Genomic DNA, 23,759 nt, shown 5'->3' on the forward strand with positions numbered 1-23,759 from the left:
ACCGCTCCGGTGGCCGCCGTACGGCCGCCCGCGCTGAAAGGCTTCTGGTGCTTGGTGGCTTGCTCGGCAGTAGCCTTCGTGGTGTGCAAGAGCGTGATGACCAGTACGTGTAGTCGAAGGAGCCGTCGATGACGCAACCAACTGCCTATCCGGTCCGGGTGAGGGGGGATATCGATCCCGCATTGTCACGTTGGCAATGGCTGATCAAGTGGATCTTGGCGATTCCGCACTACATCGTCCTGGTTTTCCTGTATCTGGGCGCCTTCGTGGCCACCGTGATTGCCTTTTTCGCGATCCTGCTCACCGGCAGATATCCACGGCCGCTGTTTGATTTCAACGTCGGCGTCATGCGGTGGCGGTGGCGGGTCGCGTTTTACGCGCTGACGGTGTTGGGCACCGACCGCTATCCGCCATTCAGTCTGCGGGAGAACCCGCAGTACCCTGCCGATCTGGACGTTGAGTATCCGCAGCGCCTACATCGCGGTCTGGTGTTGATCAAGTGGTGGCTGCTGGCCATTCCCCACTACCTGATATTGGCCGCCTTCTTTTCCGGCGGCTGGCGCGTGGTCATGCTTGGCCGGCATGAATTAGGCGGTGTAATGCTGCCGTCGCTGGTGGTGATTGTGGTGGTTAGCGCCGCGATAGCGCTGTTGTTCACCGGGCGCTACTCCGATGGCTTGTACAACCTGTTGATCGGGGTCAACCGTTGGAGCCTGCGGGTGCACGCCTATACCGGGTTGATGCGCGACGAGTACCCGCCGTTTCGGCTCGACATGGGTCCACGCGAGCCCTTCGAGTGAGCCTGACCAAGGTGGCGGACTACTCAGGTGGGCGAGAGCCCTCTTCTTCGCCGTAGCTGCCGGGGATGTGCGTAAGCACTCGGGTCAACATCGGTGATCCATCCGCGGGCTCGGACTGCGGTGCCTCCCCGCCAGGTTGTTCGACCGGCGCGGCGTCGGTGATCTGCTCACCGGCGGTAAGACGAATGGGCTCCTGCCCCGCACCGGGGGCCGGTGCCTGATGAGGAGCGGACGGCTCTGGTTGCGCGGGCATCGGCACAACGGGGGCGACCGCTTCTACGATCTCAGGCGTTGGCTTGTGTCCCGCGTGACCGGTGGCTGTGTGATGCCTTTCCGGGGTGAGCTGCAGACCGATCGCCAGTGATAGCGACCCAACGAAGGTCACCGCGGCGGCCGCCAGGGTGGTTGCCGCTCCGGCGTAGTGCAGCGACCGCTCGGGTGCCGGGGCGGGTTCGCTGACGTCTGCGATCAGCCGGGCGTCGGTGAAATCGGTGCTCTGGGCGGCCGCCAGCGCTGCGCCGCGCGCAATTGTCGCCTGGGCCATCGTCTGTGCGAAAACCGGCACTGGCAGAGCCTTTTCGAGCTGCCAAGAGAATTCTTCAACGTCGGTGTCGGAACCGACGACCACGACGGCGGCGGGGCGCCACGCACCGCGGTCGAACATTCCGGTCAGCCAGGAATTCAGGCCGTCGAATCCGCCTCGAACGTGCTTGACGGCGGTTTGAGTCTTCCCGTCTCGGGTATCAACCATCACAACGGTTGCCCAGTCGTGCTCGAGGATGCAGACCGCGGTCTGGTCATAGCCGATAACCGGTGCGATCGCTTCGGCCAGCGTCTCCACCGCGTCAAGCAGCCGAACCGGCACAACGTTGTCGAAACCCGCGTCGGTGAGTGCCTCGAGCAGCAGCGCGGCCTGCGCGGATGCCTCGTCGCTCCAGGTCACGCCGATCATGCGCAGGCGATGGCCCGCACCGCTGGCGACCTCTTTCGCGTGCCAAACCTCATCGGCGACCTGCTCGGCGGTGTGCACGATGCGCATGCCGCGAGAACCGTGCAACTGCGACTCGTGGTGATCGAGGATGGCGCCATCGGCACCGTGTCCTTCAGCGAGGACCCACCCGACGGTGGTCGGCGTTACTGATAGCCCAAGTGCCGTATCCAAAACTTCGCACCTCAATCGTTTCCGGAGCCCGACGCCCTCAGCCACCGCCAGCGCGCACCAAGGGGCCCTGGTGTGCTGGTGTGGGCAGCGCCGGAAATGACCGGAATAGTGTGGTCTCCATCGGCTTGTCTTGACAGAGAGTACGCGGTCGATGCAAATTCGGCCGCCTCGGTAGGCAAACCCGCAGGTGACTCACAAGAAGTGGGCATTGCCGCTGGCGTCGGTTACGGCGCCAACGGAGCGCGGAATGCGTGGATTGCTCCCGCTGGCCGCCTCCCCGATATTCCGGCCGACTTTTCCGCCGATTCGTCATTTGATTCGTCTGATTCGTCAATTGAATCCGCAAGCGCTTTCTCCCCATACCGACCGATGCGACCCCATGCGGCACGCGGGCGCCGCCTGATTGGTTGCATATCGCCCCGCTCGCGGAGCGCCACCGCGCGCGGGCGATCAGCTGACTAGGTGCGGGTGCCGACTAGCCGCCAACTGTCCTGGCCACAGCTGCATCACGGCTGCTGGGGCTGGTTTATCAGGGCCGCCGGGAGGTTATTACCGAGAAGTCGGGATCGTGGCGGCTCGCGTAGCACAGGTGCTGTGTCCGTGGCGGTGGCCGATATCCAAATGAAATGAGTTCGCGTCCCGATCGACATTTGCCGTACTCACGCGGTAAGTTCTGCCGGGAGCACACGACTACATACGGACAAGGGGCACAGGTATGACAGACGTGAGCGGGAAAATCCGAACCTGGGGACGGCGGCTGCTAATCGGCGCGGCTGCCGCGATAACCCTTCCTGGCCTGGTCGGACTCGCCGGCGGCGCGCCGGCTGCGAAAGCTTTTTCGCGTCCGGGCTTGCCCGTTGAGTACCTGCAGGTGCCATCCGCGGCGATGGGGCGCAGCATCAAGGTCCAGTTCCAAAGCGGCGGGGACAACTCGCCTGCGGTCTACCTGCTCGATGGCCTGCGCGCCCAAGACGACTACAACGGCTGGGACATCAACACCCCGGCGTTCGAGTGGTACTACCAGTCAGGCCTGTCCGTCATCATGCCGGTAGGCGGCCAGTCCAGCTTCTATGCGAACTGGTACCAGCCCGCCTGCGGTAAGTCCGGCTGCTCGACCTACAAGTGGGAGACGTTCCTAACCAGCGAACTCCCCGAATGGCTGTCGGCCAATCGCAGCGTCAAGCCCACCGGTAGCGCCGCGATCGGCATCTCGATGTCCGGCTCTTCGGCGATGATCTTGGCGGTGTACCACCCCCAGCAGTTCGTGTACGCCGGTTCGCTGTCGGCGCTGCTGGATCCGTCCCAAGGGATGGGACCGTCCTTGATCGGCTTGGCAATGGGTGACGCCGGAGGCTACAAGGCCGGCGACATGTGGGGGCCGTCCAGCGATCCCGCCTGGCAGCGCAACGACCCGACGATCCAGATCCCTGCCTTGGTCTCCAACAACACCCGCCTGTGGGTTTACTGCGGCAACGGCACCCCCTCCGAACTGGGCGGCGCGAACCTGCCCGCCGAGTTCCTGGAGAACTTCGTGCGCAGCAGCAACCTGAAGTTCCAGGACGCCTACAACGCGGCCGGTGGCCACAACGCGGTGTTCAACTTCAACGACAACGGAACGCACAGCTGGGAGTACTGGGGCGCACAGCTCAACGCTATGAAGGGCGACTTGCAGACCAGCCTCGGCGGCGCCTGATCGCCAATCAGATCGAAACTGCTGGGCTTGACGGCCCCGGTTTTCCGGGCCCGTAGAGCCCAGCGGTCGTTTCTGGCGTTGTCCTACCGGAGCGGGCCGAACTGGTCGCTGATATCGGTCCATCCCATCGTGTCGCGGCGGTGATCTGTGGTGTTGCGGCACGGACCGTAGAGCCGTAGGACTCCCATGGTGGGGTCATCGCGGTGCCGATACAGAACGGCTGTCGTGTCGTCCCTGGTCAAGGTCCTGCCGAACACGTGCTCAGCGGGTGGTCGTCCCTCGGTCCATCCGTGCTGGACCAGCGTGCCCGCCACCGCGCGAAAGTAGGTATCTGCGTGGGCGTCGACGGGCAAGGTGAAGGTCAGATAGATCGCGCCCTGATAGGGCGGATCCTCGCGGTTCTTGCAGGACATCAAGAGGTAACCCGCGGCGATCGGCCGTAGCCCGGCGACGGCGACGAGTCCTCTGGCCGATTCAACGACGTGGGCTTCGGTCGCAGCGTCGGAAAGTGGGATGCCGGGATGGTCGATGGCGCCGGCAGACGACGACTTACGGCTGTCCACCAGCAGCACGGCTGCGCCGAGGAGTAAGCAGGTAGCCAGGGTGCTGGCGACGGCGAATCGAAGCTGGCTCCTGCCGAGCCACTGTCTGCTTGTGTCGTTGCGCTGGATCATCGGTGGGGCATCTGTTTCCCGTGGCGCCATGGTTGGGTGTCTGTCGCTGCGGCTGATTATCGTTGGTCGCGGTTGCGGTTGCACCCGTCAAACGGGTCTCGGTGCACCCAAGACCCCACCTTGTGACGTTGCGCTCGCCGCGAACACGCTGGTTGGCCCGGCTCCCGGCTGGCAGTGTCACCCCCGTGCCCGAATTCCGGTTCTCGTTCAACGTGTTTCGCATCGATCCGGTACACACGTTCATCGAAACGTGCCGACGCGCCGAACAATGGGGGTATGACGCCGTCTTCGCTGCCGACCACCTCGGAATCGCCGCACCCTTCATGACCCTGGTCGCCGCAGCAGCCGCCACCGATCGAATGCGGGTCGGCACCTTGGTGCTCAACGCGCCATGGTGGAACCCGGCGTTGCTGGCTCGCGATATCGCGACCACCGACGTCCTGACCGGGGGCCGGCTCGAGGTCGGTCTGGGTGCCGGGCATATGAAATGGGAGTACGACCAGGCGGACATTCCATTCCCGTCATTCACGACACGAACCGCTCGGTTGCGCCAGACCATCGAAGAACTCGCCAGCCGGTTCGCCGAGGACGGGTTCGCCCAACAAGCTGAACTACGCGAAGCCCACAACATTGCGGTACTGCGCCCGACGCAGCGGCGGGGATTCGGCGGCTACGGTCCACCCCTGCTAGTCGGCGGCACCGGTGATCAGGTGCTGCGACTTGCCGCGCAATACGCCGATACGGTCAGCATCGCGTGCCTGTACCAGGTCAAAGGACGGCCCCCAGGGACGATGCGACTGGCCATCGTAGCCGAGATCGAGCAACGGGTCGCCTACGTGCGTCGGTGTGCCGGAGCTGCCAGACACCCGGAGTTACACACGTTGATTCAAGAGGTCGTGTTGACCGATGACCGTAGGGAAGTCGCCGGCATGCTCGCCGCCAAGTATGGCAACCTGCTAACCGCCAACGAAATCCTGCAATCCCCAACGCTTCTCATCGGTACAGTTGAGCAGATAGCGCGGCAGCTGCGCGCGAATCGGGAACGATACGGCTTCACTCACTACACCATCCCCCAGCCCCATGTGGCGGCCTTCGCCCCGGTCATCACCGTGCTTGGTGACCTGAACTAGCGCCACCATTGACTTTCATGCGGGCTGCACGTAACTTACGTACTGACAGCACGTAAGTATCCGCGAAGGGGTGGCACCGATGGCACAGGTCACGCTGAGTCAGGCGACAATCGCCTACCGAGTGCTCGGACCCGAAAACTCCCCACATCGCCCGGTGCTATTCGTCCACGGCATTCTCGTCGTTGAGCGCCTGTGGTCCGCCGTAGCCGAAGGGCTTGCCGCGATGGGGTTTCGGTGCATCCTGCCCACCTGGCCGCTGGGTTCCCACACGATCCCGGCTAACGAAGGCGCTGACCTCTCCCCCGCCGGGATCGCGGAGATGATTCACGAGTTCATGGTCGCCCTTGATCTCGCCGACGTGACCTTGGTGGGCAACGACACCGGTGGCGGCCTGTGTCAGCTGGCGATCGATGCCCACCCGGATCTGGTCGGTCGGTTGGTGCTCACCAACTGCGATGCCTTCGAGACTTTTCCACCGTTTCCGTTTCCGGCCGTATTCACGCTGCTTCGGGGGCCAAGATCGATCAAGACGCTATTTGCGGCGATGGGGTTGCGGCCGTTGCGGCACTCCCCGCTCGGGTTCGGCCTGCTGTTGAACAAGCCAGACGCCGCGCTGACGGCGTCGTGGTTGCAGCCCTGCCGCACAGACGCTCGCATCTGCGATGACCTGGCCACACTGCTTCGACATGTCGCCGCCACCGATCTGACCGAGGTGTCGACGCGGTTTGCCCAGTTCACCAAGCCGGTGACGCTGGTCTGGGGCATGGGAGACCGGTGCTTCAAGCCGACGCTGGCTCGCCGCATGGCCCAGCTCTTCCCGGACGCGTCGATCATCGAGGTACCGGGTTCGAAAACCTTTGTCGCTCTCAATGAGCCGGCGGCGGTGATCAACGCGATCAGCACTGTTGGCGCACACCACGGCTGACATGCTGTGATGAGGCGTGGTTTTTCCAGCGCGCCGATCGACTCGGCATCGGTTGGGTGTCGGGCTCGGCGGGGCGGCCGCCCTGCTTGCGGTGGCGCTGGGCGCGCCCGGGCAGGTGCGGGCCGACAGTGCCAGCCCGCTGATCACCTTGGTCGACGCGGCGGCGCAGCGGTTGGCCGTGGCAGACCCGGTGGCGGCCTTCAAGTGGCATGCTCGCGTGGCCATTGAGGACCCGGACCGCGTCCAGCAACAACTCGCCAAGCTGGGCGATGCGGCCCGCGCCGCACAGGTCGACCCCAACTACGTCACCCGGTTGTTTGGCGACCAGATCAGCGCGACCGAGGCGATCGAGTACAGCCGCTTCGCGGACTGGAAGTTTGGCTCGGCCGACGTCCCCGCGGCACCCCCCGACCTGTCCGCATCGCGCGCCGAGATCGATGCGCTAAACGATAAGATTTTATCTCAGATAACACTTAATCGCAGTTTGCTGGAGTCGGCGTCCTGCGCGGCCCAACTCGACCTCGCGAGGGCAGACACGATACGGGCTCGTCAGCTGGACAGCCTCTATCAACGTGCTCTGTTGACCGCAACGAGGTCGTACTGCCCGGCCGGGGGCCAAGCCTGAGGTAGCGGCCCGCGGGCGGTTTTCCTCCCTACTCGGTGAATTTCGGTGCGATAGATTTCCAATCTCACAAGATTCTCTAATCGGTAACGCTTTGACTACGTCCGCCGAAAAGTCGGACATGACACACATCGCGAAACCCCTCACCAAGTCCGCGCTCGCCGGTGGATTCGTCGTTGCGTCGATGTCACTGTCCACCGGTGTCGCACAGGCCGATCTGATGAACTGGGAAGCCGTCGCGCAGTGCGAGTCTGGCGGAAACTGGTCGGCCAATACCGGCAACGGCGCCTACGGCGGTCTGCAGTTCAAGCAAGCCACCTGGGAGGAATACGGTGGGGTGGGAAACCCCGCAAGTGCCTCTAAGCAGCAACAAATCGCGATCGCCAACCGGGTTCTGGCAGGACAGGGACCGGCCGCCTGGCCCAAATGTTCGTCCGCCGGTGGATTGCCGCCGGTGCCCGTGGTGTTGCCCAAACCGGTACGTCAGCTCGAGCAGACGGTGACTCAGATCATCTCGATATTCACGCCCCGTTAGGGGAATATCGCTGGTTCGGTTCCATGTGTTACAGCGAGCGTGTTTGGATCGTGTCATGGAGGGTTCAGCGACAGTTCACATGGCAGCCCCGGCGGACAAGATCTGGGATTTGATCGCCGACATCCGCAATACCGGACGATTCTCGCCGGAAACCTTCGAGGCCGAATGGCTCGACGGCGCGACCGGCCCTGCGCTGGGTGCCAGGTTCCGGGGGCATGTTCGGCGTAACGAGATCGGACCGGTTTACTGGACGGTTTGCGAGGTGACGGCCTGCGAGCCAAGTCGCGAGTTCGGGTTTGCTGTGATGATGGGCGACAGACCGGTCAACAACTGGCACTATCGCCTGGCACCCTCGGGGGGCGGGACCGATGTGACCGAGTCATTTCGGCTCGCGGAGTCTCCGCTGAGCACCGTGTACTACTGGATGTTCGGTGGCTGGCTGCGCAAGCGCCGCAACATTCGGGACATGACCAAGACGCTGAACCGGATCAAAGACGTGGTCGAGGCGGCCTAGGTCGGCGGCGCTCCATGAAATCGGTATTCATCACCGGCGCCGGCAGCGGAATGGGCCGCGAGGGGGCGAAGCTGTTTCACGCCAAAGGCTGGCGGGTCGCCGCGGTGGACCGCGACGGCGCCGGCCTTGACGCGCTGGGCGCCGAACTTGGCACCGAGCGGCTGTGGACCCGCGTTGTTGACGTGACCGACCGGGATGCGTTGGATCGCGCCCTGGCCGATTTCTGCGCCGGTACCAGCCACGGCGGACTCGGCATGATGTGGAACAACGCCGGCATCGGCGAAGGCGGATGGTTCGAGAACGTACCCTACGACGCCGCGATGCGCGTCGTCGACGTGAACTTCAAGGCGGTGCTGACCGTGGCGTACGGCGCCCTCCCCTATCTGAGAAAGGCGCCGGGAAGTCTGATGTTTTCCACATCGTCGTCGTCGGCCACCTACGGCATGCCACGGCTGGCGGTCTATTCGGCAACCAAGCACGCCGTCAAGGGACTCACCGAAGCGTTGAGCGCCGAATGGCGGCGCCATGGTGTGCGAGTTGCCGACGTGCTGCCCGGGTTGATCGACACCGCGATTCTCACCTCAACTCGGCAGCACTCCGACGCCTCCGCCCCGACCCTGTCCAGCGAGCAGATCCGCGCCGCCGCGCCCAAGAAGGGGATGTTTCGTCTACTGCCGGCATCCAGCGTCGCCGAGGCGGCCTGGCACGCCTACCAGCACCCGACGCGGCTGCATTGGTACGTGCCGCCAAGCATTCGCTGGATCGATCGGCTCAAGGGCGTCAGTCCGGAATTCGTTCGTAGCCGCATTCTCAAATCCCTACCCACGTTTGGAACAGGACAGCAGTAGAGTCTCGGGCACAGCGCTGGTGTCCACAATGGAGGTGGCTCGTGCAGATTCGGTTGGTCACTGTCACAGGGCTTGCAATGAGCGTGGTCGCTGCCGTCTCCGGGTGCGGGAGCGCGATGACGGTGCCCCGCCAAGCCGCGCACGTGACCATCGACCGCTCCACCCACACGGCACGCCCCGCCGCGTGCAGTCAGGAGCAGTCCTACCGGACCATCGACATCGGCGACCGGGACGGCCATGTCCAGGCGGTGGTGCTGATCAGCGGCGAGCGAGTGATTCCGCAGTGGGTGAAGATCCGCAATGTTGACGGGTTCAACGGCAGCTATTGGCAAGGCGGGGCGGGAGAGGCTCAGGTGGACTTTTCCCACGGGACATACACGATCACCGGCAGCGCCTACGGCATCGGCAGCAACAACCCGAACAAGGTGGTGACAACCGACTTCAAGATCGTCGCCGAGTGCTGACCCGTTGGGCTCTGCCTCGGGGCGCGAGCCTCGATTAGCCCTGCGTCGGCGACCTCGACGAGCTTAGTCTGGTCACAAGCGCAATGGCGAAGTCGATCGATGGAGGCGCGGTGAAGGACAAACTGCACTGGTTCGCGATGCACGGGGTAATCCGGGGCATGGCCAATATCGGTCTTCGACGAGGTGAATTGGAGGCTCGGCTGATCGCCGACCCGGCAGTTGCGGCCAACCCGGGACCGTTCCATGACGAGTTGCGCCGCCACGGGCGTATGGTGCGGACCCGCGTCAACTACCTCACCGTTGACTATCAGCTCGCGCACGATGTGCTGCGCTCCGACGACTTCCACACCATCTCGTTCGGTGAGAACCTGCCGGGACCGCTGCGCTGGCTGGAGCGCCGCACCCGCGACGAGCAGCTGCATCCGCTGCGGCCGCCGTCGCTGTTGGCCGTTGAGCCGCCCGATCACACCCGATACCGCAAGACGGTGTCGGCGGTTTTCACCTCCCGAGCGGTTGCCGCGCTACGCGATCGGGTCGAGCAGACCGCGAACAGTCTGTTGGATCAACTCGCGCAGCGGCCCGGTGTTGTCGACGTGGTGGGCCAGTACTGTTCCCAGCTCCCGATCATGGTGATCAGCGAAATCCTCGGTGTTCCAGAACAAGACCGCGGCCGAGTGCTGGAATACGGCGAATTGGCAGCGCCTAGCCTGGATATCGGGGTCCCCTACCGGCAGTACCGGCGCATACAGCAGGGCATAACGGGATTCAACTCGTGGCTGACGGCACACCTCGAGCAGTTGCGTCGAAACCCCGGCGACGACCTGATGAGTCAATTGATCCGGGTCGCTGAAAGTGGTGATGCTGGGACATATCTCGATGAATCCGAACTGCGCGCGATTGCTGGGCTGGTGTTGGTTGCGGGCTTCGAGACCACAGTCAACCTGTTGGGCAACGGAATTCGGATGCTGCTGGATGCCCCCGAGCAACTGGAGACACTGCGTCAGCGTCCGGAACTATGGCCGAACGCGGTCGAAGAGATCCTGCGGCTGGATTCACCAGTCCAGCTCACCGCCCGGGTGGCCCGCACCGATGTCGAGATAGCGAGCTGGCCAATCAATCGCGGCGAAATGGTGGTGGCCTATCTGGCCGGAGCCAACCGCGACCCGGCGGTATTCCCGAACCCGCACCGTTTCGACGTCGAACGCGCTAATGCCGGAAGGCATCTCGCATTCTCCACGGGTCGTCATTTCTGTCTTGGTGCGGCTCTGGCCCGGGCCGAGGGAGAGGTTGGGTTGCGGACGTTCTTCGAGCGCTTCCCCGACGTTCGGGACGCCGGCGCGGGAAGTCGCCGCGACACCCGCGTGTTGCGGGGCTGGTCGACGTTGCCGGCCACGCTCGGACCGGCCCGCGCGCTGGCCGCCTCCTAGCGGACCGCGAGGGCGTGTCCGCCGGTCGCGTTGAGGGCGCCAATTGGCATCGGCGCAGCGTGGTGGTTGACAGCCCAAGAGGGACCAAGTGTTATTGGCCGTTATGGCAGAACTTTCTTTGATTTCGGTTGGCGATACGGTGCGTGGGATGTGGCACGCGCTGTCTCGGAGGGACTGGGATGGCGTCAAGACGTTTTTGTCGCCGGACTGCCTGTATGTGGACATGCCGGTTCCCGCGCTGTCGGCGCGCGGTCCGGACGACATCGTCACGCGGCTGAAGCTCGGGTTGGAACCCCTGGCCGGCTACGAGAACCACGACGGACTGCTGCTGTCCAGCGGTTCCGATGTCATGTATGAGCACTCCGAGACCTGGACGTTCGCGACCGGTGAGCAGGGGCTGCTGAGGTTCGTTACCGTCCATCAAGTCGTCGACGGGAAAATCACCGTGTGGAAAGACTATTGGGACTTCAACAGCCTGGTGGCCTTTGCGCCGCCGCAGCATTTTGAGAACCTTGGCTCGGCATTTCAGGGCTGGATATTCGACGCGAGCAGCCTGGTCTAGCAACCGGTTGATGTCGCCGGTGACTACCGGTGGGGTCTAACGCGCCGACCACCAGCACAGCCGCCATAGGACCAGGGCAGTCGGTCGAGGTCAGACAGCGACGACAACTGCCGCCGCGGGTTGGCGGTCACCACCGTTAGGAGCCTCTCCAACCGGTGGGTAATGGCTTCGATCACCGTAGGAGTGAACATGGCGGTGCGGTATTCGACGACTCCGCTGATCCCGGCGGGCTCACCGCTCTCGGTGAACTGCTCGGTCAGGGACAACAAGAAGTTCATCCGTGCCGCCCCGGTGTGCACCGGGGCTTCGGTGATTTCCAGCTCGCCCAGTGCCAGCTCGGCCGGTTTGTTGTTTTGCCAGGCCAGCATGACTTGGGCCAAGGGGCCAGCGGGTGACGAGCGGGCGGCGTTGATCTGTTCTACCAGAACGCCATAGGGCATGTCTTGATGGTCGAGTGCTTGCAGACTGCGGGTACGCACCTGGTCGAGCAGGTGTGCGAAATCCAGGTCGGGGGCCACCGCAATGCGCAATAGCACCGTGTTGACGAACACGCCGACCAACTCATCGAGCGAGGGGTGACGGCGACCGGCGACCGCTATTGCCACCACGATGTCGTTGCTGGCGGCCAGTTGTGAGAGCAGCGCGGTAAAGCCCGCCTGGACGACCATGAAGCTGGTGGCGTGCTGTGCGCACGCCAGATCGGTTATCTGGCGGCGCAATGCCGCCGGCCAGCGCACGGCCAGCGTGTCGCCGCGAGTGTCGTACGAGGTGGCATCGGGTTGCCCGGGTGATAGCTCGAGATGCGTGGGCATGTCCGCAAGCGTCTTCTGCCAGTACCGAAGTTCCGCGGCGATCATGCTGTCGGGATCCGCCGGGTCCCCCAGGTACGCGCGTTGCCATAAGGCGTAGTCGATGTATTGGATGGGCAACGGCTCCCAGCCGGGGGCCTTCCCGTCGCATCGGCTGCGGTAGGCCACGTCGAGATCGGCCGCCAGCGGGGCCAGTGACCAGCCGTCAGCGGCAATATGGTGCAGCACGAGAACCAGCAGGTATTGATCGTCGGCCCGGCGATAGAGCTGGACCAGTAGCGGCAGCCGGCTGGCCAGGTCGAAGCTGTGGCGGGCTTGGGTCGAAACGACGTCACGCAGCTGACCCGGCGTCCAGGTGGTGGCGTCAATGACCTCCCAGCACAGGTCCACCGCTTCGGGCGCCAAGACGACTTGGTGCGGTTCACCGTCCACGGCGGGATAAACGGTGCGCAACGGTTCGTGACGACAAACAACATCGACTAGGGCCTGGCGCAGTGCCTCGGTGTGCAGGATGCCACGCAACTGCAGCACCCAGGGGATGTTGAACACAGCGGAGGGGTCCTGCAGCTGAACGACACTCCACATCCGGTGCTGGGCCGGCGATAGCGGCACCCGCTCGGGCCGCTGGACCGGCGCCAGGGGTATCGAGGCGGCCGATCCCTTGTTGATGTGCGGCACCAGCTCGGCGACGCTGGGTGCATCGAACAACACCCGCACGGACAGGTCTGCGGCCAAAGCGGTGTTGACCGCCGCGACCACGCGCATCGCCAGCAACGAGTCGCCGCCCAAATCGAAGAACGACTGGTCGGCGCCGACCCGTTCCAGCCCGAGGACCCGCGCAAAAATTCCGGCCACGATTTCCTCCACCGGCGTGGTCGGGGCTCGGTAACCGGTGATGTAGTTCGGAATGGGCAGCGCGGCAACGTCAAGTTTCCCGTTGACCGTCAACGGCAACCGCTCGAGCGACATGATGGCCGCCGGAACCATGTAGTGGGGCAGTTGGTCTTTGAGACCGGCACGAACAGCTTCGGGGTCGGCTTGGCCGGTGATGTAGCCCACCAGACGCTTGTCGCCAGGGCGGTCTTCGCGGACGATGACGACCGCACTGTTCACGCTGGGCGACCGCATTAGCGCTGTGGTGATTTCGGCGGGTTCGACGCGATAGCCGCGAATCTTGACTTGGTCGTCCACCCGACCCTTGTAGTGCAGTTGACCGTCAGCACCCCAGCAGGCCAGATCGCCGGTCCGGTACATACGGCTGCCCGCGGTTCCCCCGAACGGGCAGGCCACAAAACGCGATGCCGTCAACCCGGAGCGGTGCCAATATCCAAGCCCAACTTGGCTTCCCGCCACATACAGCTCCCCCACCACCCCGGGGGGCAGCTGGCGCAACCACGAGTCCAATACAAATAGAGCAGTACCCGGCAGTGGTAGGCCGATGGGAGCGGTCCCGGAACCGGCAACCAGCGGTGCGCTGATGCTGACGTAGACAGTGGATTCGGTTGGGCCGTAGGCATTCACCATCACTCGCCCGGGCGCCCAACGATCCACCACCTCGGCGGTGCAGGGTTCACCGCCGACCACGAGTGTCGTGGCTTCCAGAGCATCGGTTGACAATGCGGCAACCGCCGAGGGGGTTTGGGTCAGCGCGTTGACTCGCTGTTCCAGCAGCAAGTCGTGGAAATCGGTGGGGGAACGAGTTACGTCTTCGCCTACCACGACAAATCTCCCGCCGTGCAGTAACGCGCTCCAGATTTCCCACACCGAGAAGTCGAATGCGTAGGAGTGGCAATGGGTTACGGCCAGACTGTTCTGGGCGTTCAGTGGGGTGGGTGCGGCCACGAGTTGGGCAATGTTGTGATGGGTGATCGCCACGCCTTTGGGCACGCCGGTGGTGCCGGATGTATACAGCACGTATGCGACGTCGTCGGCGGCTGGCGCGGGCAGCCCCGTACTGGGTCGGGCGGCAACGGCGGGATCGTCGACGTCGATGACCGCCAGGGCGTGGCCGTCCAGACCGCCGGTCAAGTCGCGGATGGTCAGGACAGCCACCGGCTTGGTGTCGTCGAGCAGGAAGGCAACGCGGGCGCGGGGGTGGTCCGGGTCGATGGGCAGGTAGGCCGCTCCCACCTTCAGCACTGCCAGGATCGCGATGATGGCTCGTCCGCTGCGTGGAAGCAGCAACGCTACGACGTCGCCACGGCCTATCTCGTGAGAGGCCAACAAGGACGCGAGCCGGTTGCTGGCGGCGTCGAGTCGGCGGTAGCTCAGCACGACGTCCGCGGCTGTCACAGCGACAGCGTCCGGTCTCTGGGCGACGTGGGCGGCGAACAGCTCCGGAATCGACTGGGTAGGAGCAGCGGGGCAGGTCAGCGCGGCGTGGTTACCCCACGTATGGATCCGGCGGCGCTCGAGCTGATCGAGCAGGTCGATTGATGACAACCGCCGCGCCGGATCCGCGGCCAACACCATCAAGAGCCCAGTCAGTCGTTGCGCCAAGGCTGGGCCCTCGAAATCTGATGATGGCGCGCCAGCATCTGCCGTGCTCAAAAGCAGCCGCTGCCCCTCAATCATGACGAAGATTCCAAATCGGTTGCCGCGGCCAAAATTGGTATGCACCAGCGAGGCCGGCGCATCACCGAAATGTGGGATCGCCGTCGGCGGGAGCAGGTTCAGCGCGATTCCGCTGAGGGGCCCGCACAACGTGTGTGCCGGAAACCGTTGATGTCGTAGGACATCGCGGACCCGCGAATCCGCCTGCGTACACAGCTCAGCAACTGAGGAAGTGGGTGATGTCGGCAACGCCAGCGGAACCACCCCGGCAACCATCCCCGGAATCGTCTTCAACTTGTCGGTGCCGCGCCGGCTCACCGCAAAATCCAGTACCACCTCCGGACCGCCACCATCCCAACCGTGTACCAGTAGCCCACACGCTGCGGTGATGATCGAGGATCGCCTGACGCCTAACACTGTGGCCAGAACATCAATGCTCTGCGCGGCGGCGGCATCCAGCACCACCGGCGCCGACGCGCCGTAGCCAGGGCTCCGGCGTTGTTGATTAGCAGGCTTGTGAGCTGGGTTGATGATCTTTGGTGCCGCGCTATTGGGGCCGGAGTGTAGGCACGGGCTATCTGGAGAACGATCGAGTTGGTTACTGTTCGTCGTTGGTCTGGAGTTGCCCGTGCCTACCGTTTCAGTATTGCCTGTGTCGTCGGTTCCAGAGGTGTTCGACCGCTGGAGTCCTGGTGAGCGCAGCGAGCTCATCGGATCGGAGTTTCTCGATGTGTTGGCCTCGGTGCCAGACCCGAGGGACCCACGCGGTCGGAGGTATTCGCTGATGGCTTTGTTGGCGATCGCGGTTCTGGCCACTGCCGCGGGGATGCGCGGCTATGCTGGTTTTGCCACATGGGCGGCCACCGCTCCCGATGATGTGTTGGCCCAATTAGGGGTCCGGTTCCGGCGGCCCAGTGAGAAGACCTTCCGCGCTGTTTTGTCTCGGCTAGACCCCGCCGACCTCAACGCCAGGATGGGCAGTTACTTCACTGCACACGTGGCCAGCAGCGACCCCAGTGGATTGGTGCCGATCGCGTTGGACGGCAAGATGCTGCGTGGTGCTTTACGCGCCAAAGCGACAGCCACGCATCTCGTGTCGGTGTTCGCCCACCGTGCCCGATTGGTGCTCGGTCAACTCGCTGTCGCCGAGAAAAGCAATGAAATTCCCTGCGTACGTGCCCTGCTCACGCTGCTGCCGGGTAGCTTGCGGTGGCTGGTCACCGTGGATGCGATGCATACCCAGGTCGTCACCGCGAAGTTGATCTGCGCCACCTTGAAGTCGCACTACCTGATGATCGTCAAGTCCAACCAAGCCAAAATACTTGCGCGTATCACCGCGCTGCCCTGGGCCGAGGTGCCCGCAGCCGCTACCGACGACTCCCGCGGCCACGGCCGTGTCGAGACCCGCACCCTGCAAATCATCACCGCTGCACGAGGAATCGGCTTCCCCTACGCAAAACAAATCATCCGGATCACTCGTGAACGCTTGATCACCGCCACCGACCAGCGCAGCGTGGAGGTGGTCTATGCCATCTGCAGCCTGCCGTTCGAGCACGCCCGCCCTACCGCGATCATGACCTGGATGCGTCAACACTGGGGAATCGAGAACAGCCTGCACTGGATACGCGACGTCACCTTCGACGAAGACCGTCAAAGGGCACATACCGGAAACGGCGCACAGGTCCTAGCAACGCTACGCAACACCGCGATCAATCTGCACCGCCTCAACGGCGCCGACAACATCGCCGAAGCCTGCCGGATCACCGCTTTGACCGCCAACCGCCGCCTAGACCTCCTCAATCCACAATTCCCCAGCTCACAAGCCTGCTAATCAACAACGCCGGAGCCCTGGCGCCGTAGCGATCGTTCTTATTCCCGGTCTCCGCGGACTGGTATTGGAGCGCTGGGCGGTCCGGGGCAGATTCTCCCGCCAAAACTGCAGGTCTTCTCGATACTTGCAGGACACCTCGTACTCCAGTTCGGCGCCGACCAGATCGTGCAGCGAACCAAAGGATGCTGCCGGGACTGGCGTGGCAGAGGCGAGCGCCGAGTAGATAACGGCGATTCGACTGACGAACAGCACGGAACTAAATCCGTCGACCACGATGTGATGTAGACAGAAAAACAAGAAGAATTGGTTTGGACTCGTCCGGAATAACGCAAATCGGAACAACGGCCCCGCCCATGCCATGGACTGGCGCTGCATCGACGCGGCCAGTTGGTGCGCTTCCCGAACCGGATGTCGCGAGCCGCTCACGTCAACGAGCGGGACAGTAACGGCCGGATAGTCCCGCGGTTTCTGGCAGACCTGTGCGTCGACCTCGAATATTGCGACCCGCAACGGCTCGAATTCGGCCACCGCCCGCCGGACGGCACGCTCGATGAGGACCGGATCGACCGGGCCGCTGATCACTGCGAAAAAGCTTGTTTGCCAGGATATTCCCGAGCCGTTGCGCTCTTGGGAGAGCCATATGTCGAGCTGCCCGCGCGTGAGTGCGAGGAAGTTCCCATTTGCCGGCACTGCGCCGTGCGGGTCGGTGGGGGCAGACATCAGGTGCCGGTACGGACCCGAAGCGCGCGGTGGCGATTCCCGAGGTCACCGGCACAGACCGAAACGGGCCGCCTAGTCTTTCGGCAAGTCGCCACGGTGGTGACGGAGCGTGGTGCCATTTTTCACCTAGGTCATCGCAACCAATGTCCGAGTTTGCTGCACATTTCGGATACAACACTGGCTGTGCACTGAAGTCGTCAATACGCCGTGGTAGAAGTTTACACGCGCAACCACTTCATCAGTATCCGCTGGCGCGCGGGATTTGCAGGGGGCGATGTCGTTTTGGCGCCGGAACGGCGCGGCCGTAGTCGCGCCGCTGGTCGTGTCCCCCGATCTGGGGACACGACTTCCCCCCGTACAGGGGGCGAGCATTCCGGTGCAATTGACACCCGTTCGGGGGATGTTGTGCTACCCAAAAACCGGAAAGCTCTGCAGCAAAGTTGGCGAGCGCATCCGGCGATTCGTCTGTATCCACCAGAGGAGGCCAGTCGAATGGCGCACGAAATTCTGTTCTGCGAGGTTGAGGTTGCTCACAGCGCTCCTGCTTTCCACGTCGAGGGCATCACCGACTAAGACTCTCGGTCGCGTCGCCAATCACTATCGTGTGGTGAACTAGGCGACCGTCAGGTCACCACCAGCCCTGGGGCTTGCCATCCGCCGAATATCGCCTCGAGGTGGCTCGCTACCGCCAGCGCCGTGCCGTCGTGCCATGGCCGGGCCGCGATTTGAACGCCGATGGGCAAGCCACCTGGCGATGTTCCGCACCGGACCACCGCAGCGGGCCATCCGGTGAGGTTATGCACCATCAAATGCGAAAAATCGCTGATCTCGACCAGGCCGTGGTGGTGCGGCTTGGCCGGGGTGGGCATGGCCGGGCCGACGATTACGTCGTAGTCGGCCATAAATGCCAGCATCTGGATGCGGTAGTGGTCGATATCGACCAGGCGGCGTCGGGCTTCGGTGAGCGAGAAGTCCACTTGGCGGGCCTGCGCCGTGAACTCGGCCGGCTCTTCGGACGGCGCCGTGGTGCCGATGGCCCCCAGGTCCTCTTCAAATCCCCGGCCCCGGTCACCACCTAGGAAGATCGACGTCCACAACAGGTCTGTGGTGCGATTCAGGCAGGGCGGCACGGCGTGATCGATGACGGCGACCACCTCCCGTAACGCTTCGACCGCCGCCGTGACGACCGCCGTAACCTCTTCGGAGGGTGGCGAAATGCCGTCATCGAGATAGGCGGCCACTCGCAGAGTGCCCAGTTCCACATCGTCCGGGCTGCCCAGCGGAGCCGGCGCCGTATACGGGTCCGCGAGATCTGGGCCATTCATGATCGACAGGCCCAGAAACAGATCTCTAACCGATCGGGCCAGCGGCCCGTAGCACACGAACGGGCTGAAAACTCCTAGAGCATCGCCGAATACGCTCCCGGTGCGTGGGATCCGGCCGTGCGTGGGCTTCAGGCCGGCTATGCCGGTGTTGTGGCATGGCTGCCGGATGCTGCCACCGCCGTCGGACCCCATGCTCAACGCGGCCCCGCCGGCGGCGACGAGCGCGGCCGAACCTCCGCTGCTGCCGCCGGGAGTCCTGGTGAGGTCGTAGGGATTGTTGGTCCGCCCATACAGGTTGTTGTTCGACTCCCCGCCGCGGCTCATCTCCGGGACGTTGGTCATCCCCAACACGATCGCCCCTTGGGCCCGCAGCCGCGACACCACGGTAGCGTCGGTGTCCGCCACGGCGCGCAAGCCTGGACTGCCACCGGAGCACGCCAGCCCGGCCACTTGCATGACGTCCTTGATCACCACCGGCAGACCGTGCGCCGCGCCCAGCGGGGCGCCTCGCGCGACGCACTCGTCGGCGTGGTCGGCTTGCCGCAAGCAGCGCTCCGGATCTTCGGCCTCAACCAGCGCGTTGAGCGCGGGATTGACGGACCGAATCCGAACCAGATGCTGCTGGATGACTTCTCGGCACGATACCGAGCCGGCGCTCATCAGGGCGACCAACTCGTGGGCGCCCAGGTGGCACAACTCGGTCATGAATTCTTGCTCATCGATTGATCGCCCTTCTGCTCCAATTGGTATATGCGGGCTGCATTGTCGTGCCCAATGAGGTCGACGACGCGGATCGCGTCGGCTTCGGCCCAGTCGCCGCTTTGTACGAAGCCGTGTAGAACGCGGTGAATGCCTCTGCGCCACAAAGCCGCTCCCAGGTAGTGGAGCTCTGCGGGGCCGAAACCGTCCGAGGAATACACGATTTTTTGCAAGGGCGCCAATTCCAATAGCCGGCCGATGAATTCCGGCGCTCGCGCCCCAAGGTAGTTGACGGTCAGGCCGCCATCGACGAAGACGTTGTTGAAAGCCTGTGCAAGATATCCGGCTTCGCGTTCGTAAGGATAGCAATGCAGCAGCACAATCGGGGTTTCGCCGGACTGGCGCAGGAAATCAAGCAGATACAGCGGATTGGTCTTGTGTAGGTCGCAGTCCCGGTCGCCGAAGCCGATGTGCAGCTGTAGCGGCTTTCCCAGTCGCAGCGCCTGATGGAGCCCGAATCGCAACAGAACGCGGTCACTCAACCGGGTTCCACCGCAGTCCCGCCACCGCTTTGCGGCTTGGGCAACCTGGGCCGGTGAGGGCTCGGTCAAGTCGCCGTCGAATCCGCCCCGGTACGCCAGGATTGACTTGGTGCCGATGGCCGTTGCCATACGTTGGTGTAGGAGTTCCTGGAATGCCAAGGCATAGTCGCCCGGCGCCTGCGCGGCCTGTTCGGCCACCTGCTCGAGTCGGACCACCTCGTGAGCACGGCCCCCTGACAGCGCACTCAACCCCGCCGGACCAGCTACATCGCTGTCGATGCCGGTATCTACCAGCCAGTCGGTTACCCCGGCGGCCGCCAAGAACCGCTCAGCCAGTTCGGTTTCCCCGAGCTGGCTGCGATGTTCCCAATATGTTTTCGGGTCAACGTGTTCAGGCAGGCCCAGGATGGGGCCACAGTGCTTGCGCAGCGCAAACCCCAGCTGCGAGTCGAACGCCGAGTCAAAGTCGGCAAGCGGTTGTGTGTTCGCCTCGTTGAGGGCGTTTTCGAACCGCGATCTCTCCCCCGCGGTCAACCAGCAGCCGTGCACATGTTGATCAATCAACGCCACATCGCGGATATGTCGGGCCAGCTCCGAAGTAGCGGACTCCGTCACTTGTCACAGGCTCCAGGCCATGCGGAACTTGTTGGCCAGCTGTTCGGGGTTCAGGTCGGTGTAGCGTTCCTGCATCAGTTTGCGGACCGCAACGACGGCGTCGATTGAGGCATCCCCGAGCACGCGCCGCATCGTCTGCGAATTGTCCAGCGCGGTAATAACCTCGCGCGGATCGTTGGGCAGCCGCAAGATGCCGGCGCGGTCGCGATCGGCATTGGAGAGTTTTGCCGGGTCAATCACCGTCTCCTGCGGAAGGCTGACTTTCCGCTGGATGCCGTCGAGTGCCAGCCCAAGAATCGCGGCCGATGCAAGGTACGGGTTGGCAGAGGGGTCAACGATTTTCACTTCAACGTTGCCGCCATAGGCGGCGCCGGGGACGTGCTTGACGAATCGAACTGCCGCCTCCCGGTTTTCGGTACCCCAGCAGGCATAGGCGCCAGCCCAGTTACCGGGGCGCATGCGTAAGCCGGAGACGATCGATCCGCACAGAATCCCCTGGGCCTCCGGCAGACCGCGCAGTACACCGGCGACCGCGCTTTCGCCCGCCGTTGTCATCCCGGCCGCGCCGGCGCCCTCTGAGAACATCGGGTCCTCGGCGGTGCTTAACGAAAAGTGCTGGTGCGCGCCGCAACCAACATTGTCGGCAAAGGGTGTTGGGGACAGGCTGACGCGTAGTCCGTGCCGACGGGCGGCGCGGCCGATGATGATCCGCGCCAACACCAGCTGGTCGGCGGCGGTGACCGGGGAATGCGGTGTTAGGGAGATTTCGAATTGGTTGGCGTAATACTCCGGGTGAAACTGCTCGATCCCGACGCCGGCGGCGGTTGCCGAAGCGTTGACGTCCCGCACGAAATGCTCATACTCGAGCACCCCGGCAAGACCGTACTGCGCCCACGTTGTCGACGGCCGCTGAGTACCGTCCGGGTTGACCACGAGGAATTCGATTTCGTGGCCCACCATCGCCTCGATGCCCGCTTCCTCGAGCGCGGCCTCGATCCGTGCGAGCGTGCCGCGGGTGCACGCGGCAACGGGGGCGCCATCTTGCTCGAAGAAAGCGGCAGGCGCCCACGCTAATCCGTCTCCTATTGCCCGTAGGGCGGACAGGTCGATACGCAGGCGTTGGTCGCCGATGACGCCCACTTCATCACTGAACGCGATACCGCTTTGGTCCACGGCGAAGCCGTGCCACGTCGGACTGGCACCGAGGCCGGGATAGGCGAATGTGTTGGTCCGGCGCACCGGCACGGTCTTGGCCAGCGCGAGGCCGGCGGGGTTGATCACGGTGCCGATGACCGTGTCGACGCCCTCGGCCTCCAGCTGAGCGATCGCCGCGGCGGCAAGCGGTGTTGCTGTCATGGCAGTCATTGTGCAGCGCCTTGCCGCCCGGACCGCGTGGACGCGCGGCTAGGCGCGGCTGGGCAGGGTGAGCATGCACGCTTGGCCGATGTCCAAGGTGCGTAGGACCCGCCCCATGCCCACCCACAGCGCACACGACAAGGCCAGGTCGGCAAGCAGGTCTTCGGAGAAGTGTTCGGTGGCGCGGCGCCAGAAGTCTTCGTCATCGCGCAATACCGTGTGCTCGGTGGCAAACCGGTAAGCGAATTCGGCTGCCAGCCGCTCCTGTTCGCTGTAGCCGGGCCAGGTACGCCATTCGGCGACATAATCATAGAGTTCCTCGTCGACTCCGGCCGCCGGGCCGTCGGCATCGCGGGTATTGGCGCATACGACGCATTCGTTGTTGTTGGCAATCACAGCACGCGCGAGTTCCCGAGTTCGCAGTGGCAATCGGTTGCTGGTGTACACGGAGCGGCTGAAGGCAGCAAGCGCACCACCGAGCTCGGGTGATTTCTGAATCCAGCCGGCGACGTCATCGTCGGCGAATGTTCCGATGCGGCTCATGGCGCGATGCTACGCCCGCGCTGGCCGGTTTGGTCAGTGCGTTCCGGGCTCAGGGTCCCGTCTTTCGAGATGGCCGTCGATGGCGCAGCGGTTGCCTAAACGCGCTGATCCAGAACTCGACAAGCCCCACGTACGCCGGTGCCTCCCCGTTCAGACGTATTACCCACCGGGATGCCATCGGCGGTGCGCGCAGTATCCCGGCGCGGCAGCGCCCGACTGCGGCTGCGACGAAATCGCCTCGGCCAAAGGGCTTTCGCATTCACGTCGGGCGGTGGCCGGGCGCACCGGTACGGGGCGATGAACAGGCGCATCGCCGCGACCCGGTTCCGGCAGACGAGGCGGTCAAGCTGGCCGAGAGGTCAGCCAGCCGCACGGGCATGTCATCGGATGGATGTTCGACTAGCCCCGCGCTGCGCCTGGGGACGGACCCACGGCCGGGATCAACTCGGCGGGCGCGAGACGCACTGTGCGGAGTACAGCTCCTCGCCGAGCTTGTTCATCAGCTCCAGCTGGGTCTCCAGGTAGTCGATGTGCTTTTCCTCGTCGGCCACGATGCTCTCGAAAAGCACCGCGCTGGTGCTGTCCTGCTTTTCGCGGCACATGATGATTCCGGGCTTGAGCCGGTTCACCACTTCGTATTCAATCGCGAGATCGGCCTCGAACTGCTCGCGCAGCGTTTGGCCGACTCGCAAGGAGCCGATGCGCTGGTAGTTGGGCAATCCGTCCAGCAACAAGATTCGATCGGTGATCGCCTCGGCGTGGCGCATCTCGTCGAAGGACTCGTCGCGGGTGTGGGCCGCCAACTCGGTAAACCCCCCCCAGTTCTCCTGCATCTTCGAGTGCAAGAAGTACTGGTTGATAGCGGTGAGCTCGTTGGTCAATTGCTCATTGAGCAGGCGCAAAACATCGAGATCACCTTGCATGATCACTCCTAGGGGGTAGCAGGCTGTCATGTCTTACCGCAGCAGGTGAGCTGGGCTGGAGCGTCACCATGCTGTGTTCTGGCTGTGCCTTTCGGGTGCCAAACTCAAATCTAGTTCAGCAGGCGAGGCTAGCAGCGGATTTTTTGGACGCGATCGGCGCGTCGTCTGCCTTGAGCTCCAGGACTCTTAGGTTAGACTCAACTAACCTAGTTAGGTTAGACTCCACTAATATGCGGTGCGTTCGTCCGGCAGTTTGTGAAGACACGTCATTCGGTGGCGTGAGCGAGCATCTGATGGGGGTTTGCTGATGTACGTGTGCCTTTGCGTCGGCGCCACCAATCAGACCGTCTGTGATGCCGTCGCCCGCGGTGCGGCAACCTCCAAGGAGATCGCCGCCGCATGCGGTGCCGGCAGCGACTGCGGGCGTTGCCGCCGCACGCTGCGGGCCATTATCGCGGCCGCAGCCCAACCCGCGGCAGTCTGAGCG

At 63.9% G+C, this 23,759-nt stretch carries 20 protein-coding genes and 2 pseudogenes; 13 read left to right on the forward strand and 9 right to left on the reverse strand.

Annotated features, from left to right (window positions below):
* The first annotated feature begins 128 nt into the window (after nt 1-128).
* Nucleotides 129-856, forward strand: a pseudogene (locus tag SHTP_RS12900) (DUF4389 domain-containing protein).
* Here SHTP_RS12900 and SHTP_RS12905 read toward each other — a convergent pair.
* Nucleotides 820-1,962, reverse strand: coding sequence for a DUF7159 family protein (locus SHTP_RS12905; protein WP_096370802.1), 1,143 nt, complete (start codon nt 1,960-1,962; stop codon nt 820-822). The pseudogene SHTP_RS12900 and the gene SHTP_RS12905 overlap by 37 nt on opposite strands.
* A gap of 715 nt (nt 1,963-2,677) precedes the next feature.
* Here SHTP_RS12905 and ag85B point away from each other — a divergent pair.
* Nucleotides 2,678-3,655: a diacylglycerol acyltransferase/mycolyltransferase Ag85B gene (ag85B, locus tag SHTP_RS12910; protein WP_096370803.1), complete on the forward strand. Its 978-nt coding sequence runs from the start codon at nt 2,678-2,680 to the stop codon at nt 3,653-3,655.
* A gap of 83 nt (nt 3,656-3,738) precedes the next feature.
* Here ag85B and SHTP_RS12915 read toward each other — a convergent pair whose 3' ends face one another.
* The gene (locus SHTP_RS12915) at nt 3,739-4,329 is read right to left on the reverse strand and encodes a lipoprotein LppJ family protein (protein WP_015355543.1); all 591 of its coding nucleotides are present in this window, start codon (nt 4,327-4,329) and stop codon (nt 3,739-3,741) included.
* 185 nt (nt 4,330-4,514) lie between these two features.
* Between SHTP_RS12915 and SHTP_RS12920 the strand changes: the two genes are divergently transcribed.
* The 9 genes from SHTP_RS12920 (at nt 4,515) to SHTP_RS12960 (ending at nt 11,356) form a co-directional block, all read left to right on the forward strand.
* A complete protein-coding gene (locus tag SHTP_RS12920) occupies nt 4,515-5,459 on the forward strand; it encodes a TIGR03621 family F420-dependent LLM class oxidoreductase (RefSeq protein WP_096370804.1) in 945 nt (314 codons plus the stop codon).
* A gap of 79 nt (nt 5,460-5,538) precedes the next feature.
* Nucleotides 5,539-6,384: an alpha/beta fold hydrolase gene (locus tag SHTP_RS12925; protein ID WP_096370805.1), complete on the forward strand. Its 846-nt coding sequence runs from the start codon at nt 5,539-5,541 to the stop codon at nt 6,382-6,384.
* A 52-nt stretch (nt 6,385-6,436) separates the two neighbouring features.
* Nucleotides 6,437-7,009, forward strand: coding sequence for a chorismate mutase (locus SHTP_RS12930; RefSeq protein ID WP_223161353.1), 573 nt, complete (start codon nt 6,437-6,439; stop codon nt 7,007-7,009).
* A gap of 118 nt (nt 7,010-7,127) precedes the next feature.
* Nucleotides 7,128-7,541, forward strand: a complete 414-nt coding sequence (locus SHTP_RS12935; protein ID WP_012394479.1) for a transglycosylase family protein — start codon at nt 7,128-7,130, stop codon at nt 7,539-7,541.
* Nucleotides 7,542-7,596: 55 nt separating this feature from the next.
* On the forward strand, nt 7,597-8,055 hold the full coding sequence (locus SHTP_RS12940) for an SRPBCC family protein (RefSeq protein WP_015355538.1): 459 nt from the start codon (nt 7,597-7,599) through the stop codon (nt 8,053-8,055).
* Between the two features lie 14 nt (nt 8,056-8,069).
* On the forward strand, nt 8,070-8,903 hold the full coding sequence (locus SHTP_RS12945; RefSeq protein ID WP_096370806.1) for an SDR family oxidoreductase: 834 nt from the start codon (nt 8,070-8,072) through the stop codon (nt 8,901-8,903).
* Nucleotides 8,904-8,944: 41 nt separating this feature from the next.
* A complete protein-coding gene (locus SHTP_RS12950) occupies nt 8,945-9,367 on the forward strand; it encodes a lipoprotein LpqH (protein ID WP_096370807.1) in 423 nt (140 codons plus the stop codon).
* A gap of 110 nt (nt 9,368-9,477) precedes the next feature.
* Complete coding sequence (locus tag SHTP_RS12955) at nt 9,478-10,794, forward strand: cytochrome P450 (RefSeq protein ID WP_096372453.1); 1,317 nt, start codon at nt 9,478-9,480, stop codon at nt 10,792-10,794.
* A gap of 118 nt (nt 10,795-10,912) precedes the next feature.
* Nucleotides 10,913-11,356, forward strand: a complete 444-nt coding sequence (locus SHTP_RS12960) for a nuclear transport factor 2 family protein (protein ID WP_096372454.1) — start codon at nt 10,913-10,915, stop codon at nt 11,354-11,356.
* 23 nt (nt 11,357-11,379) lie between these two features.
* Here the strand turns inward: SHTP_RS12960 and SHTP_RS12965 are convergent.
* Nucleotides 11,380-15,204, reverse strand: a pseudogene (locus SHTP_RS12965) (amino acid adenylation domain-containing protein); the annotation flags it as partial.
* A 142-nt stretch (nt 15,205-15,346) separates the two neighbouring features.
* Between SHTP_RS12965 and SHTP_RS12970 the strand changes: the two are divergent.
* Complete coding sequence (locus SHTP_RS12970) at nt 15,347-16,549, forward strand: ISAs1-like element IS2404/ISMul1 family transposase (protein ID WP_420811867.1); 1,203 nt, start codon at nt 15,347-15,349, stop codon at nt 16,547-16,549.
* Here SHTP_RS12970 and SHTP_RS12975 read toward each other — a convergent pair whose 3' ends face one another.
* From SHTP_RS12975 to bfr, 6 genes are all read right to left on the reverse strand, one after another.
* The gene (locus SHTP_RS12975) at nt 16,550-17,269 is read right to left on the reverse strand and encodes a condensation domain-containing protein (protein WP_096370808.1); all 720 of its coding nucleotides are present in this window, start codon (nt 17,267-17,269) and stop codon (nt 16,550-16,552) included.
* A 623-nt stretch (nt 17,270-17,892) separates the two neighbouring features.
* The gene (locus SHTP_RS12980) at nt 17,893-19,299 is read right to left on the reverse strand and encodes an amidase (RefSeq protein WP_096370809.1); all 1,407 of its coding nucleotides are present in this window, start codon (nt 19,297-19,299) and stop codon (nt 17,893-17,895) included.
* A complete protein-coding gene (locus SHTP_RS12985) occupies nt 19,296-20,450 on the reverse strand; it encodes an amidohydrolase family protein (RefSeq protein WP_096370810.1) in 1,155 nt (384 codons plus the stop codon). Before SHTP_RS12985 ends, SHTP_RS12980 begins: the two co-directional genes overlap by 4 nt.
* Nucleotides 20,451-20,453: 3 nt before the next feature.
* A complete protein-coding gene (locus SHTP_RS12990; protein ID WP_096370811.1) occupies nt 20,454-21,806 on the reverse strand; it encodes a type I glutamate--ammonia ligase in 1,353 nt (450 codons plus the stop codon).
* A gap of 48 nt (nt 21,807-21,854) precedes the next feature.
* On the reverse strand, nt 21,855-22,349 hold the full coding sequence (locus tag SHTP_RS12995; protein WP_096370812.1) for a carboxymuconolactone decarboxylase family protein: 495 nt from the start codon (nt 22,347-22,349) through the stop codon (nt 21,855-21,857).
* Between the two features lie 440 nt (nt 22,350-22,789).
* The gene (gene bfr, locus SHTP_RS13000; protein WP_096372455.1) at nt 22,790-23,272 is read right to left on the reverse strand and encodes a bacterioferritin; all 483 of its coding nucleotides are present in this window, start codon (nt 23,270-23,272) and stop codon (nt 22,790-22,792) included.
* A 307-nt stretch (nt 23,273-23,579) separates the two neighbouring features.
* Here bfr and SHTP_RS13005 point away from each other — a divergent pair, with 307 nt between their 5' ends.
* Nucleotides 23,580-23,756, forward strand: a complete 177-nt coding sequence (locus SHTP_RS13005; RefSeq protein ID WP_012394467.1) for a (2Fe-2S)-binding protein — start codon at nt 23,580-23,582, stop codon at nt 23,754-23,756.
* Nucleotides 23,757-23,759 lie beyond the last annotated feature (3 nt).

Origin of the sequence: Mycobacterium ulcerans subsp. shinshuense (assembly GCF_002355775.1) — a bacterium.
In the GTDB taxonomy this organism is placed as follows: Bacteria; Actinomycetota; Actinomycetes; order Mycobacteriales; family Mycobacteriaceae; genus Mycobacterium; species Mycobacterium marinum.